Genomic DNA, 15,667 nt, shown 5'->3' on the forward strand with positions numbered 1-15,667 from the left:
GGATAAATCAACCGATAAGAAGGGAGTTCACCAGCCGGATACTCTTTTTCGATCTAGAACTTCCCTCACCTTTGAGCCTAAAGTACTGGGCGTGAATGGTTTTTGAAGAAAATCCACTTCCTCTCTTTGAACACCGTGTCGAATCACCGCATCATCATTGTAGCCGGACACATAGATCACAGGAAGATTCGGAAAGACTTTTATTACCCTTTCAAATATAGCACGTCCGCCCATTCCAGGCATCACAATATCGGTGATCAGTAAATCGATAGAAAATTGTTTTCTTGCAAGTATTTGATCCACCTGGGGACTATTCGCGGCTTCTACTACCGAGTAGCCATAGTTCATAAGAATCCGCTTTGTCAACGCTCGCACGGAATCTTCATCTTCGACAATGAGAATTGTTTCCTTGCCTGGCACTAATTTCGAAGGACTTTTACTGGATATACTTGATATATTCTCATCTACACGGGGAAAGAATATTTCAAAGGTAGTTCCTTTCCCGATTTCACTTATTACATTCAAAAAACTTCCGCTTTGTTTCACAATGCCGTAAACCGTTGCCAGTCCCAAACCAGTGCCTTTGCCAGGTGCTTTTGTCGTAAAAAAAGGCTCAAAGATCTTTCTTTTGATCTCGTCGGACATTCCAGTGCCACTATCCGAGACACTCAGTTTAACAAACTCACCTTCGCTTGCTTCAGCATAGTCTACTAATTGCTCTTGATTTAATTCAACATTCTGAGTCCGAATGACAAGTGAGCCGCCTGAGGGCATTGCATCGCGGGCATTGACCACCAGATTCATGAGTACTTGCTCAAATTGTCCTTTATCGATTCGAATTGCCCAAAGTCCCACTTGTAAATTCTTCGAGAGCTCAACATCTTCACCAATCAATCTCTTGAGCATTTTTTCTAGATTAATTACGACCTCATTGATGATCAGAACTTTCGGAGAGAGAACTTGTTGGCGACTAAATGCCAGGAGTTGGCTGGTGAGACCCGCAGATCGTTCCCCGGCCGCATGAATTTCTTTCAAAAGTTCTCGCGATGGATCATTTTCGGGCATTTTGCTCAGAAGCATGTCACTGTAACCAATGATTATCGTGAGAAGGTTGTTGAAATCGTGAGCCACTCCACCCGCGAGTTGACCGATTGCTTCCATTTTCTGCGATTGGTTTAATTGTTGCTCCAGTTTTTTTCTTGCAGTAATATCGGATTGTACTCCCACGAAGTGCGTGGTTTTTCCTTGAGCATCTCTAATCGGGGATATCGATAACTCGATCCAAAAAGAAGACCCATCCTTACGGTAATTAATCAGTTCCTCTTTGCAGTCAATACTGGAGAGAACGGCATTCCGTACGCGAGCAACCGCCGCTGGATCCGTCTCATTCCCTTGCAAAAATCGACAATTTCTGCCCAGGACTTCGTCAACGGAATAACCTGTAATTTTCGAAAACGCCGGACTGGCAAAGACCACGGGATTATCGGGAAGAGTCACATCCGAAATCAGCAATCCCTGAGTGGCTGCCTGGATGGCCCTATCCCGGAGTCGAAGCGCCTCTTGCGATTGAATGCGTTCAGTGATATCTCGAAAGAATCTGCATTCCGCAACGATCCGGTCGTGTATCCGTACGGCAAAAGAAGTAACTGAAACGGGGAAGCTCACTCCATTTTTTCGGATTCTTACAGATTCAAAGGGCGGGATTTCGTCTCCCCTGAAGATGCTTTCGCTTCTGAGTCGAATTTCAGGGATTAGTTCTGGGGGCGCAAGCAGATAGCTAGAGTTCCCTATCATTTCCGCAGAGGAATAACCAAACATCTTTTCTGCCGAATTATTCCAGGAAAGAATATGGCCATTGGAGTCTACCGTCAGGATGGCGTCCACGGAGGAACTCACTACGGCGGCCAACTGGAGGGCTTGTTCTTCTGCCTGCCTACGCGCACTTCGATTTTCGGCCTCTCGCAGAGCTCTCTGAATAGATGATGCCAGTCTAATCATGGAGGTTTTAAGTATAAAATCTTGAGCTCCCGCTTGCAACATTTCTACAGCGGACTCTTCACCCACTGTTCCGGAAACAACAATAAAAGGCATATCGGGCGCGATCGATTTCGATATTTTCAGGAGCGCTTTCGCGTCGAATGAAACCAAGTTATAATCTGAAAGAATCGCATCCCATGGCTTTGCGGTTACCACCAATCTGAAATCTTCTATCGTATCGACGCGCTCGGCATAAACTACTAAATCTGCTCTGCGGAGAGCTAATAGCATAAGTTCGACATCGTCCGGAGAATCTTCAATGAACAGAATCCGTATCACGTCTTTCCGTCCTCTCGGTAAGAATCTGGCGGTGGTTCATTCAAAACTAACCAGTACATCTGCAGCTGCTTCACAGCTTCTACAAATTGATTAAAATCGACTGGCTTGCGAACATAGGAATTTGCACCGAGGTCGTAACTCCTGATCATATCCTCATCTTCCTTGGAAGAAGTCAAAATGACTACGGGTAGTCGACGAGTTCGGGGGTTGGCACGGATTCTCTTTAAAACTTCAAGTCCATCGAGTTTCCGTAGTTTGAGATCGAGTAGTATCAAAACGGGTAGAGGATTTTCTTTGCCGGTATAGGAGCCAGTGCTATTGAGGTAATCGAGCGATTCCACTCCGTCCCGAGCCACTATCACCTTATTTAGCAGTTTTCCTTTTTTTAAAGCCATTAATGCCAATTCTTCATCATCTTGATTATCCTCAACCAGCAATACCACTTTTTCGCTCATGCTCGATTCCTCTGTTACGATAGGGTAAAGTAAAATGACGCACCCTCCCCAACGACCGATTCGGCCCAAATTGTTCCGCCATGTCGGTGGATGATTCTCTTGACTGTGGCCAAGCCAATCCCGGTTCCTGTAAATTCCTGGTCCGAGTGCAATCTCTGAAAAGCTCCGAACAACTTGGACGCATAGGTCATGTCAAATCCAGAGCCGTTATCGCGGACAACAAAGGTAGCGGTGCCATTTTTTTTAATTTGGTCGAGAGCGACCTTGGATACCGCTTTTTTGGATGAGAATTTAAAGGCATTATCTAAAAGGTTCTGCAAGGCGATACGCATTAAATGCGCATCGCAGTAGGCTTGAAGCCCAGGTTGGACTTCAAATTCGATTGATCGCTTTGGTGCCTGCTCAACTAGTTCCTTACAGATACTATTTGCGAGCGAGGTCAGATCAACGATCTCTTTTCGTAGCTCCAGGCGTGTCACTTTGGACAACTTCAATAAATCGTCTATCAACTGTCCCATTCTTTGGGTGTTTGCGCGCACGCGATTGAGGAAATGTCGACCATCTGGATCAAGCCGCTCAGCATATCTGATGATTAATTCTTGGCTAAAACCGTCTATCGCTCGGAGGGGACTTCTGAGATCGTGACTCACCGAATAGCAAAACGCTTCTAACTCGCTGTTGGCGGAGGCCAGTTCCCGATTAGATTGTAATAGTTCCAAGTTAGATGTCTCAAGCTGAGCCGTTCTTTCCGCAACCTTACTTTCGAGTTCCGAATTAAGCCGTATCAAATCATTCTGCATTTGCCTTCGAAGAGTATTGTCTTGGATCGAAATCAAAATCATCGGATTTCCAGAGTTATCAAGAACTTTTCGGCCGCTGAGACTCAATACCCGAATGTTAGGGGAAGAGGGGGAAATCCAATCCAACTCAAAGTTTGAAAACATCTCCCCTTTCGGAACGACATTCTCGAGAAGACCTCTCAACTTGGGACAATCCCAGGTGTGACCCGCCAAAGTAAAGATGCTTAAACCTTTGACGCTTTGATGATCTAATTCAAGCATGTCAACGAATTTTGAGTTCGCTTCTACGACTTCAAACTGTTCATTCAATATTACTAGGGGATTCGGAACCGTCTCCACAATACTTTTCGCAAAGTTACGCATGGCCTCCTCAAGGCTTTGGCGGGAATCGATTTCCAATGTGGTCAGAGACATGGCAGATTCCTCATGAATTCTTCATAAAATCCAAAGCTTACTGTGGGAAAACCGAAATTGCTAGTGCTTTTATTGACTTTTTGATAAATCTTGGACGTGACTATAGATCTCGTGGAGTACTTGAAATCTACTATTGTAAAGCAATTATTAGACATTTGTAATAAATTACGAATGTCCTAGCGATCTCGGAGCCATCCAAGTTTCCCACCGCCTTGCCAAAAAGGCTAGTAGTAAGCTGACTCAAAGGGGTGCACATGATCCGGCTACGAGATTAATCCTAGACTTGTAAGTGCAAAATGACTTGCCCTTTTAAAAGGAGGAACAAACCTATAGCGGCCAAAAGAAAGCAATTATTGGGTGACTACTTTCACGATGAGTTTTATTGGCTTAATTCGAATATTTGCTTATGTGAATAAAAATCATTACAAATCTCTCAATTAGCGTCTCTCAGGCCCGGTATTTATTGGAAAACTATTGTTCCAGTAATGCTTTGACTTTCTCGAGTAGATCCTCTTGTTTGAAAGGTTTCTGAAGAATTTCAGTGGCGCCAAAATGAAGAGCCGTGGGAAGTAAATCCATCGTGCCATCAAATCCGCCTCCGCTAATCGCAAGAATTTTGACTTCGTCGAACTCTTTTTTCAAAACGCTGATAAGCTCGAGACCGTCTTTGTCCGGCATAAACACGTCGCATATCACCAACTCCGCGTGACATGATCTATAGGATCGAAGGGCTTCGTAACCATCAGCCGCTTCCTCGATTTCCAGCCCCAGGGGCTCCAACATTCTTCGAATGGCAGATCTAAGTTTAGCCTCATCATCGACCAAAAGTATTCGCTTCACGGAGTATATCGCTTCAAAAAATGTGTATAGGTTTGAATTAATTGCGTGTACGAATTAACAAATTCTACAGACTTTCGAAGGGAAATTTAATAAAGATCGAATATTTTGTCATTTTTCAGCAGAAAAACTTCGCTCCTGATTATAGCCTTCCTAGTTTTGAGGGTATTCAAATAGCCTGCTGTCACGGGGAGCGATCTTATAAGGCAATACAAAAAGCCGCGCGAATCGGGCTAATTCCGCGTGATAAGACGCCAATTCCAATCATTCAATCTTTTTTATACCACGCAATAAATTCCACCTAATCCTTCACTCAGCTGCACTTTTCTTGCCCGCTAGCGTCGTCAGTTTACCCGTAAAAGTATAGCCGCGGATAGCCGATTCGGTCACTTCGGGTTACTACCATCTTCTCTGAGTGAGGGTACGATAAATACTCAACAGAATATTCTCCAATCTCTGGGCGCACCGGTTCGTCCGCGCCCGCGCCGCCAGATCGGTGATCCCCGTCTGAAGCTGCATTAATCGACTTTCGTAACTCACTTGTTGCAACTCATTGAAGCCGGCCGCCAAACGGAACGAATCGGCGTAAGTCCACCACTGTTTCAAGGAAAATTCCGGCCAATTCGCGCCGCTTTCAGGGCCTTCATCGACTTGGGTCAGATCCTGTAAAAGATGAGCCCCACACATCCGGCGCGGGCGGGGCAGGATGTCGTACGATTTCCAGAAGTCGCTTACTAGTGCTTACTTAGCGGCTTCCGTGAAGAAGACCCTCCATGTCTCACGCCCCCGCTTCGGGTCAATCCCTGTATAGTTTGCATCGTCGCAAGCGAAGCACCTCAGTCAGGAAGTAACTCCGGTATTTCACCGAACATCAGAGCCGGAGATCTTCCCCCAAGTCATTCGCCGGTATTTACTTATCGCTGACGGCCATTTTGAGATATTGATCCAAATCGAAAGCGTGCTTGGGAAAAGGGAGCTTTCGCACTCCTTGCACCAGAGGTGACTTTCAACTCTTACTTTACCTTGCAAGAAGCATGATTCTGAACTAATTTTGTCTGGGCTGAGTATCGTGCCATCTTGATCCGAGTGAGTCAACCGATCCTGGCACTTAAATTTCAGGGGAAATCCTGGGGTATTTTATCCTCTCGCCACAAATCGTAGAGGATGAGTTAAGGAAATCGGCAAATCTAATGACAGCACCAACTCCTCCCCGTGAGGTCGAGCGTTTATCCGCCCTGCGCTCGTTGGGAATACTCGATACGCCGCCCGAACCAGAATATGATGATCTCACGAGGCTGACGGCCGCGGTGTGTGGGGTTCCCATCGCCATCGTCAGTTTCATCGATTCGTGTCGACAGTGGTTCAAGTCTCGCATTGGTCTGGATGCCACCGAGACGCACCGAGACTCTGCTTTTTGCGCCTATGCCATCCTTCAACCTGACTTATTCGTTGTCCCCGACGCCATTTCGGATGCGCGGTTCCAGAATAATCCTCTAGTGACTGATGAGCCCCGTATTAGGTTCTACGCCGGGATGCCGCTGGCTACTCCGGAAGGCCATAACCTCGGAACGCTTTGCGTCATCGACCGGGTACCGCGGACCCTAACCAATACTCAATCGGACGCTTTACGGGTTCTGGCCAGGCATGTCGTCACGCAATTAATGTTGAGGAGGCAACTCGAATGGTCGAAGGTCATTGAGGCCGAACTGCGGGCAAGCGAAGCGAAATTTCGCAACACGGTGGATCGACTGGCCGAGGGAGTCTTCGTCGTTGACCCACTTGCAAGAAAGATCATTGACGCAAATTTGGCTGTTCTGGCAATACTCGGCTATACCAAATCTGAATTTGTGGGGCGTTCTCCGGAAGACATCATGGCTCAGGAAATCCCGGAAGTTACCACTAGGAATTTTTCCCGAATTGACAGCGAATTGGCGACCACGGGCCGCCGCAACCTGGGGCGGAAGTGCCTTCGGGGTAAGGATGGGTCGCTAATCTCTGTGGATGTTCGGATTACCCTTATCCCCAATGACGGCGTGGGATTGCAGGCATTCGTCATTCGGGATTTGACGGAGCAGTGCGCTTACGAAGATCGACTATTCCTTTACCAAACAGAACTCGAAAATGCAAATGCCAAGCTTAAGCAGCTGGCAAACACCGACGGGCTCACCGGGGTGCGAAATCGTTCCGCATTCAATGCCAAACTGCTCGAGGAGTACGATCGGGCCAATCGTTACAATCATCCGTTATCAGTTATTCTAATGGACGTGGACCACTTCAAAATTTTCAATGACACCTTTGGCCACCCAGCCGGGGATGAAGTTCTGAAGGCCGTAGGTCGGACTTTGCAGGAAACCGCTCGGAGTACAGATTTCGTGGCTCGTTACGGCGGTGAAGAATTCGCCGTTCTACTGCCCGACACCGAATTATCCGGTGCCATGGTTCTGGCCGAGCGTTTTCGCCGAGCCATTGCAAGCGTTTCGTGGGACAAGCGAGCTGTTACGGTAAGCGTAGGTGTCAGTACATCCACCAAGCAGACACCCGAAGCCTCGAAGTTAGTCCAAGAGGCTGATGAAGCCCTTTATCGCTCCAAAAAAAATGGACGCAATCGAGTGAATCACAGCAACTTATCGAGCCTTTCCATCAGGAACACGATAGCTTGAAAGTGATCTGAGGGGCACATCGCTCCCGCCACTCGCTCAATCTCGCGACTGAAAATCTTGGTTCGAGTGCCGGTTTACATTTACTTCAAGAATTAATCGACTAGTTTGGTCTGTATACCAAACTTAAAAAGTGCCTTTAAGCCTTATCCGTTATTGCGGTCGATCGCTTCAACTCGTCCAAAATCTCCCGTACCTTCCGGGTAAAGCTGGTCGAAGTGTATGGCTTGGGTGGGACGGCCACATGCGCTTGGCGGCAGGGATCGAAAGGCAAGATGACCGGTCGTTTCGCCGCATGGCAGGTACCTCCCGCTCCCAAACTGTCGGCTGGAAAAGAGCCACTTGCCCTCTGCTGGTTACTCGCCGAATGACCAGAAGGCGAATCACAACCCGCCAAATATTTTTTCAGCAATCTTCCTGCAGGTACAAGCCTCAAACAACTGGTTTCCACGGCCAAAAATCGATGGTGGATCGAACACAGCTATCGAGAACTCAAGGCCGAACTCAGTTTGGATCACTTCGAAGGTCGTTCTTGGAGAGGGTGGATTCACCAAGTCGTGTTTTGCCAAACCGCGTAGCCATCTCGGTCCGACAGAGCAGCTTCAATTTGTCGCCGCGGCGGTTGCGGAAGACGAACCAGGTTCCCGACAGCGGGTCGCTTTTGAGATGTTCGCGGGCCAATGCCGCCAGACCGTCGAAGCTCTTCCGCATGTCGGTCGGGGCCACGCACAGAAGAATCTTCGCCGAAGTGTAGTTTAGCATGACGCCTCCTGAGCGGACAACGCACTGAAGAGGGCTCGGAAGGTCGAATCTTCGACGCCGTTTATCACCACAACGTGGCCCGACGGACAGCGAACTTCGATCATCGTCGGGGACGGCTTTGTTGAATCGGAAGCGGTGGGAACTACCGTGATCGCAACGAACGCGGGGAGAGCTTCGGTCTCTCGGCGTTTGAGTTCTCGTTGCCAGTAATAATAGGCCGCCTCGCTGATTCGAAGCCGTTGACAGTAGGCTCGAATGGATTCATTGCTGGATCGCTGATCCAAAATCGTCTTCTTCCAAAATGCTTCCCGCTGGGGATCTCGAACACGACGCTTCGACATGACTCCGACTCCTGAGGGTTAAAAACCACCAGGATAACTCATCTGACAAGAAGGGAGTTCACCAACCGGATACTCTTTTTCCATAGTTTTGAGTAAATTCCTTACTTCACTGTAGAGAAATCGCGTATTCAATTTCACGGTTTTGGAATAATCTGTTTCGCTCAAATCTCAGCAGTTAAGATTCGTGAATCAACCTGGGAGGTTTATATGTCGAATCAACAACTCGTTAGTGGGGATGCTCCCGAACTCAGCGTCCAGATACAGTCCCGAGATTTTCAGAATTGGGCTTCGTATATGGCTGCCTGGAGCAATCGACTTGATACGCATCCCAGAAATTGGGATGAATTAGAGCTTCTCGATTTCGTCGATCAGTTGCAAAGAAGAACTTACTTTTGGCAAAAGGAGATCGAAGATAACTTCGTGGAGATGGATAGCACTGACGAAACAATTATTGACTGAACGGAAAGCTCCCAGGCTGACTTGGTCCTGGTTGTACACTTGTCGATTGGAGTTCGAAGAAGTTCTCGAAATTCATTTCCAGGGCATTGAGAGGTTCAATATGGAAATCCGGAAGTTTCTCGAAAAAAAATAACGGATGTGAATCGATGCAGGCCTCGGCGCGAAATATTATCGATACGGTACCTCACCCTCTCCTCGTCCTCGACGCGAATTTGCGATTGATACTCGCCAACCCCGCGTATTGTCTCACCTTCGGTTGCACTTCGCCCGCTGTCGAAGGTTACAGTCTCTTCGAGATTGATGGCGGTCGGTGGAATCGGCCCAGCTTACGCACCTTGCTTGGGGATGTAATCAACCGAAACAGTTTCTTCATCGACTACGAACTCGAGTGCGATTGCCCCCGCGTCGGTCGGCGCGAGTTTGTTCTAAAGGCCCATCGAGTGTTTCGCGACGAGGGCGGTCGTCATATGGTCCTGTTGGCCATCGAAGACGACACCGAACTGCACCGGATCAAAGACGAACTCCGCCAATCGAAGATCGAGTTGGAAGACCAAGGCAAGGCCATGGATCGCCAGCTACGAGATTTGGCTCGGTCCGTTGAATCCACGCGCCATCAAACCCTGTTGCAATCGGAGCTCAAAATCGCGGCTCTGGAACAAAAAGCGCGCGATCTGGCAAACTTCGTCGAAGGATTGCGAAATCAAACGAGACTGCAGGCGGACGCTAAAATTGCACTCCTGATGCAGAAAGCACAAGATTTAGCCGTATCAGTGGAGGCGTTGCGCGAAATTACTCTCCAACATTCAGATTCCCAGATCGCGGCGCTCGATCAATCGGAGAAAGTGACCAGCAGACTCAATGAAGAACTGGAGCGGAGCGCCCTGGAACGGAATCGGCAATTGGAAGCCGCGAACCGGGAGTTGGAAGCATTTTGCTACTCAGTGAGTCACGACCTGCGGACCCCGTTGCGGGCCCTGGATGGGTTCAGTCGAGAACTGATCGAGTCGCATTCCGACCGTCTAGACGAGCAAGGGCTTCACTATCTTCGCCGGATCCGAGCTGGAACCCAGCGGATGGGACGCCTCATCGATGACCTTCTGAAGTTATCCCGAGTCACGCGAGTTGAGATGACGCGGGAGCGGGTAGATCTCTCGGCACTTGCCGAGACCGTTTTCGCCGAGTTGCAAGAGCTCGAGCCTGGGCGAGTGGTTTCCTTCACCGTCGGACCCGGACTGTTCGCCGAATGCGATTTCGCACTCATGCGTGTGGTATTTGAAAATTTACTCGGGAACGCCTGGAAGTTCACTTCCAAGAATCCGACGGCGGCGATCACTTTCGACCAAACCGAAGTCGAGGGTCAACGAGCGTTTGTTATCCGTGATGATGGAGCCGGGTTCGACTCCGCGTACATGGGGAAACTGTTCGGCGCGTTCCAACGGTTACATTCCGACCGCGATTTTCCTGGAACGGGGATAGGCCTGGCGACGGTTCAGCGCGTAGTCCATCGGCACGGTGGAAGAGTTTGGGCCGAGGGGGCGGTCGGCCGCGGAGCCGCCCTCTACTTCACCATGCCCGGCTCGGAGTATCGCATATGACTGGGAAGGTGATTCTGCTGGTCGAAGACAACCAGGACGATGAAGAACTCGCCCTGCTCGCATTCAAGAAAGGACTAGTGCTGAACGAAGTGGTCGTCGCGAGGGACGGGGTGGAAGCGATCGATTACCTCTTTGGCACTGGCCCCCATGCCGGTCGAAATGTCAGCGAGCTGCCGCAAATGATGCTTCTCGATCTGAAATTGCCAAGGATGGACGGGCACGAGGTTCTTCGGCGGGTCCGGGCCGATCCCCGCACCCGCCGGTTGCCGGTAGTCATCCTCACTTCGTCGCGCGAGGAGGAAGATCTGATCCAAGGTTACGATTTGGGGGCCAACTCGTACGTCCGTAAGCCGGTGGATTTCACTCACTTCGTGGATGCTGTCCGCCAACTCCAGATGTATTGGCTCATACTTAACGAACCGCCTCCGGTGAGAGGTTGATCTCCATCGAACGAACTCCAAGGCTAGTCCTGGTCGTGGACGATGATGTCAAGGTCACCGAATTGCTCCGGAGGGTGCTGGAGGCGGACGGGCACGAGGTTGTCGTTGCTTTTGACGGTCGAACGGTGGTGGATGAAGTGGCTACGCGCTGTGCCGATTTGGTAATCCTCGATATCGACATGCCCTACTCGAACGGGTTCGAGATCTGTCGGCAAATCAAGAGTGATCCCAGGACTCGCATAATTCCGATCCTGATTCTGACAGGAGTCGCCGCCGGCGACCGCATACGAGCTTGGGAGCTTGGGGCCGACGAGTTCCTGACCAAGCCGTTTAAGCCACAGGAAGTCGCGGCCCGCGCGCGTTCTCTCCTACGCCATAAGGATCTGGTGGACGCACTAGACTCGGCGGAATCCGTAGTCTTCAGCTTGGTCCGCGCCTTGGAAGGGAAATCTCCGTACACCCATGGTCATTCGGGGCGGGTGATGCAATACGCTCTGGCTCTTGCGAAATCGTTTGGCCTTAGCGAGGCCGATATGGATATCTTACGTCGCGGAGTCTTGCTCCACGATATCGGCAAGATCAGTACACCCGATGTGATTCTCAACAAGCCGGGGCAACTCACGCCCGAGGAAATTGAAGTGATTCGGTTGCATCCCATCGAGGGGGCCAGGATCGTCGGGCCGCTTCGCTCGGCCAGAGACGCAATTCCACTAATCCGTTGGCATCACGAACGCATGGATGGCAAGGGCTATCCGGATGGTTTGATGGGCGGCATGATCCCACTGTCGGTCCGAGTGCTGTCAGTGGCGGATATGTACGATGCTCTTTCTAGCGACCGTCCCTACCGCTCGGCGATGACACACAATCAATGCCAGGAAGTAATGGTGGAGAACGCGAAGTCCGGCGGACTTGATCCTGAGTTGGTTCGCGCCTTCTTTAAGTGCTTCACTGGGCGAATAGGCGCGGCGTCCGTGGCCGAACCGAAGGGGATGGCATCCGAATTTCCGCGCTAGGCTAAAGGCTATTGAACGAAACCGAAGGTATATCGTCTGATTTCGCCACTTGTGACAGTTGAACCTAGTCATATTCCCGAGTTTACGGTGAACCAAATGTCCCAACCCATGCGACTGCTTATTGTTGAGGATAAGCCCGACGATGCGGAACTAGTCGTTCTTGCCCTGAAACAACAAGGTCTTAACACAACGTGGCGGCGGGTCGAGACAGCGGACGAAATGCGGTTGGCTCTCGCGACCGGAGCGTGGGACGCGGTACTGTCGGACTATACTTTGCCGGTTTTCGGTGCTGCGGCCAGCCTTGCGGTCGTACGGGAATTCGACCCGGATCTCCCTTTTATTGTCGTTTCGGGAACGGTCGGTGAAGACGTGGCGGTCCGGATTATGCGAGCGGGAGCAAACGACTACGTCTTAAAGCACTCACTCACCCGACTGGCACCCGCCCTCGTCCGAGAGCTGCGTGAAGCAGAGAACCGCCGGGCCCTCAAGTTGGCCGATAAGGTAGTGCGGGCAAGCGAGATTCGTTACCGCCGCCTGTTTGAGGCCGCGCAAGACGGCATCCTTATCGTCGATGTGGTATCACGTCAAATTCTCGACATAAACCCGTTTCTAGAGAAACTAATCGGCTACCGACACGAAGAACTGGTAGGTAAAGAATTGTGGGAGATAGGCCTGTTCCGCGACATCGAAGCCAACAAGACGGCGTTCCACACGCTTCAGGAGCAAGGCTACATCCGCTACGATGACCTGCCACTTGCGACCAAGAACGGACTCCTGATCGACGTCGAATTTGTCAGCAACATTTATCGCGAAGGCGACGAGCAAGTGATCCAGTGCAATATCCGCGACATCAGTGCGCGCAAGAGAGCGGAAAAAGTCCTGCTTGAAAAGGACCTGGAGTTGACCCAAGCGGTCCGCTTGGCCCGGCTCGGCTACTGGAATCGCGACCTCGTAACAGAATATGTGGAGTGGTCGGAGATGCTGTATGAGATTTTTGGCATTTCCCGAACTCGTCTGGAACTGACATTTGAGACGTTCCTGGCGACCGTCCACCCGGATGACCGTCAGGCGGTAGCCAACCGAATCGAAGCGGCCGTAGCCACGATCGGTTCGTTTGAACACTCTTATAGAATTCTCGTTGATGGCGCAGTTAGGGTGATCCACGAAGTGGGCCGCGTAATCGCGTCGGAGGATGGGATCCCGATCCGCCTTGCCGGCTCTGCACAGGACATTACCGAACAGTCGAAGGCGACGGCGACCATCCAGGCGAGTGAGGAAAGATACCGGACGCTGATCACCGCGACCACTGCAATCGTTTGGAGCTCTCCACCTTCCGGGGCATTTGACACTTTTCAACCAGCTTGGACGGCATTCACAGGCCAGACAGTCGAACAACACATGGGGTGGGGATGGCTGGATGCAATTCACCCAGACGATCGGGAAATGAGCGCACAAGCATGGGCGGCGGCGGTGAAGGACCGATGTACCTATCAGTTGGAACACAAAATCCGCCGTGCGGATGGGGAGTATCGCGACATGTCCGCTCGGGCCTTGCCAATCTTGGAACCCGAAGGAACGGTACGGGAGTGGGTCGGCATCCACACTGATATCACCGATCAGAAGCGGGCGAAAGAGAGATTGTACCAGAGCCAGGAGCGGCTAAGCCTGGCGACTGAATCGGCGAGAATCGGAATTTGGGATTGGAATGTATCATCGAACGAGATGGACTGGGATGCCCGGATGCTCGCGCTATACGGCATTAGAGAGCAGGAGTTTTCGGGTGCGTATAATACGTGGAGGAATGGCCTGCACCCGGACGACCGGGACCGCGCGGAAGCCGAGATCGCGGCCGCACTTGCCGGAGTTGAGGATTTCCACACCGAATTTCGGGTCGTCTGGCCCAATGGCGAGGTTCGCCATATTGAAGCTCACGCCCTGGTACAGCTTGTGCCCGGAGGTCCGGCGACCCGAATGACCGGGGTCAACTGGGACATCACCGATCGCAAACGGGCGGAAGACAACTTACACATGCGGGATCGGGCCATTCAGGCGGCGACCCAGGGACTCATGATCACGGACTCCAGTCAGGCGGACAATCCACTGGTTTTCGTCAATCACGGGTTCGAGCAGATGACCGGGTACGCTTCGGAAGACATCCTTGGCCTCAACTGCCGGTTCCTTCAAGGCGTGGACACAGACCCAGTCGCGATTGCTCGGATTCGAGAAGCGATTCTCGCCGAAGAATCATATACTCTCGAGATCTTGAACTATCGTAAAGATGGAACTCCATTCTGGAACAAACTATCGGTCGCGCCGGTTCGCGGTGCCCTTGGGCAACTGACGCACTTCGTGGGAGTTCAAGAGGACGTTACCGCTCGGAAAAGCCTCGAAGCACAGTTTCGACAATCCCAAAAGATGGACGCATTCGGGCAACTCGCTGGTGGCGTGGCCCACGACTTCAATAACCTGCTGACCGTGATCAATGGATACAGCGACCTCCTCCTCCAGAGCCTTCCCTCAGGTGATCCATCCCGGGAACTGGTCTCAGAGATTCTTAAGGCCGGCGAACGATCGGCCCAACTAACTCGCCAACTCTTGGCGTTCAGTCGCCAGCAAGTCCTCGCCCCGCGAGTGCTCAACCTGAATGAGGTTGTGAATGAAATAGACAAGATGCTCCGTCGGCTGATTGGGGAGGACATTCGGCTGACTAGGACTTTGGAATCCAAACTTTGGGCAGTCCAGGCCGATACTGGGCAAGTCGAGCAGGTGCTACTCAACCTCTGTGTGAACGCGCGGGACGCGATGCCCAAGGGAGGCCGACTGACAATCGAGACCCAAAACATCAATCTGGACGAGAACTACGCTCGAACCCATTCTGACGTCCCTTCCGGCCCTTACGTTTTGTTAAGCGTTACGGACACCGGGAGTGGAATGTCAATGGAAGTGCAAGAACGGATCTTCGAGCCGTTCTTCACCACTAAGGGAATCGGAAATGGGACCGGATTGGGCCTGGCAACGGTTTTCGGGATCGTCAAACAGAGTGCTGGCCACATCGCCGTGTACAGCGAGGTCGGGGTCGGCACCTCGTTCAAAGTGTACCTGCCTAGAATCGAGCAACAATCTAAAGTCTTGAAAGCCCCGTCTCGAATTCTGACGCCCCCGCGCGGAACGGAGACAATCCTGTTTGCGGAAGACGAACCCGGCGTACGAAACTTGACGTACCGAATTCTGGCAGGCTGTGGCTATAAGGTTCTGTTAGCAGGAGATGGAGAAGAAGCTCTGCGAATTGCCGAAGCGGATCGTGGGCCGATCCATTTGCTGATCAGCGATGTTGTCATGCCTGGAGCGGGCGGGCGCACGACTGCAGATCAAATCACTCGGATGCACCCCGAGGCTCGGGTTCTGTACATTTCCGGATACACCGACGACGCGGTCATCCGACATGGGGTTCTAAGGGAGGGTGTACATTTCCTTCAGAAGCCGTTTTCCCCAGCCGCGCTTGCAACCATTGTGCGGGAGATACTTGATTCGTAATTTTGCCCTCAATGCCAGGTTGAAGCTCTGGACCAGACTACCTC

At 51.2% G+C, this 15,667-nt stretch carries 13 protein-coding genes; 6 read left to right on the plus strand and 7 right to left on the minus strand.

Annotation, left to right across the window (positions count from 1 at the left end; translation table 11 throughout):
* Positions 1-27: 27 nt before the first annotated feature.
* The 5 genes from KIH39_RS08075 to KIH39_RS08095 form a co-directional block, all read right to left on the minus strand.
* The gene (locus KIH39_RS08075) at positions 28-2,316 is read right to left on the minus strand and encodes a PAS domain S-box protein (RefSeq protein ID WP_213498832.1); all 2,289 of its coding nucleotides are present in this window, start codon (positions 2,314-2,316) and stop codon (positions 28-30) included.
* Complete coding sequence (locus KIH39_RS08080; protein WP_213498833.1) at positions 2,313-2,771, minus strand: response regulator; 459 nt, start codon at positions 2,769-2,771, stop codon at positions 2,313-2,315. The genes KIH39_RS08075 and KIH39_RS08080 overlap by 4 nt, the downstream gene beginning before the upstream one ends.
* Positions 2,772-2,785: 14 nt before the next feature.
* Complete coding sequence (locus tag KIH39_RS08085; protein WP_246539601.1) at positions 2,786-3,985, minus strand: PAS domain-containing sensor histidine kinase; 1,200 nt, start codon at positions 3,983-3,985, stop codon at positions 2,786-2,788.
* Between the two features lie 471 nt (positions 3,986-4,456).
* Positions 4,457-4,825 carry a response regulator gene (locus KIH39_RS08090; protein ID WP_213498834.1) on the minus strand — a complete coding sequence of 123 codons (369 nt, stop codon included), beginning with the start codon at positions 4,823-4,825 and terminating at the stop codon, positions 4,457-4,459.
* 396 nt (positions 4,826-5,221) lie between these two features.
* Positions 5,222-5,428, minus strand: a complete 207-nt coding sequence (locus KIH39_RS08095) for a hypothetical protein (protein ID WP_213498835.1) — start codon at positions 5,426-5,428, stop codon at positions 5,222-5,224.
* 584 nt (positions 5,429-6,012) lie between these two features.
* Here KIH39_RS08095 and KIH39_RS08100 point away from each other — a divergent pair.
* Positions 6,013-7,482 carry a sensor domain-containing diguanylate cyclase gene (locus tag KIH39_RS08100; protein ID WP_246539603.1) on the plus strand — a complete coding sequence of 490 codons (1,470 nt, stop codon included), beginning with the start codon at positions 6,013-6,015 and terminating at the stop codon, positions 7,480-7,482.
* Between the two features lie 501 nt (positions 7,483-7,983).
* On the opposite strand, the gene tnpB is transcribed toward KIH39_RS08100, so the two are convergent.
* Both tnpB and tnpA read right to left on the minus strand, forming a co-directional pair.
* Complete coding sequence (gene tnpB, locus KIH39_RS08105) at positions 7,984-8,241, minus strand: IS66 family insertion sequence element accessory protein TnpB (RefSeq protein WP_213498836.1); 258 nt, start codon at positions 8,239-8,241, stop codon at positions 7,984-7,986.
* The gene (gene tnpA, locus KIH39_RS08110; protein WP_213498837.1) at positions 8,235-8,582 is read right to left on the minus strand and encodes an IS66 family insertion sequence element accessory protein TnpA; all 348 of its coding nucleotides are present in this window, start codon (positions 8,580-8,582) and stop codon (positions 8,235-8,237) included. Before tnpA ends, tnpB begins: the two co-directional genes overlap by 7 nt.
* Before the next feature lie 207 nt (positions 8,583-8,789).
* Between tnpA and KIH39_RS08115 the strand changes: the two genes are divergently transcribed.
* From KIH39_RS08115 to KIH39_RS08135, 5 genes are all read left to right on the plus strand, one after another.
* Positions 8,790-9,041 (plus strand): hypothetical protein, encoded by a 252-nt coding sequence (locus KIH39_RS08115; protein WP_213498838.1) that lies wholly within the window; start codon positions 8,790-8,792, stop codon positions 9,039-9,041.
* 146 nt (positions 9,042-9,187) lie between these two features.
* Entirely contained in the window at positions 9,188-10,636 is a 1,449-nt protein-coding gene (locus KIH39_RS08120; protein WP_213498839.1) for an ATP-binding protein, read from the plus strand.
* Positions 10,633-11,076, plus strand: a complete 444-nt coding sequence (locus KIH39_RS08125) for a response regulator (protein WP_213498840.1) — start codon at positions 10,633-10,635, stop codon at positions 11,074-11,076. Before KIH39_RS08120 ends, KIH39_RS08125 begins: the two co-directional genes overlap by 4 nt.
* Positions 11,073-12,089, plus strand: coding sequence for an HD-GYP domain-containing protein (locus KIH39_RS08130; protein WP_213498841.1), 1,017 nt, complete (start codon positions 11,073-11,075; stop codon positions 12,087-12,089). The genes KIH39_RS08125 and KIH39_RS08130 overlap by 4 nt, the downstream gene beginning before the upstream one ends.
* 96 nt (positions 12,090-12,185) lie before the next feature.
* Complete coding sequence (locus KIH39_RS08135; RefSeq protein WP_213498842.1) at positions 12,186-15,623, plus strand: PAS domain S-box protein; 3,438 nt, start codon at positions 12,186-12,188, stop codon at positions 15,621-15,623.
* Positions 15,624-15,667: the final 44 nt, after the last annotated feature.

The organism is Telmatocola sphagniphila, assembly GCF_018398935.1.
Classification (GTDB): domain Bacteria; phylum Planctomycetota; class Planctomycetia; order Gemmatales; family Gemmataceae; genus Telmatocola; species Telmatocola sphagniphila.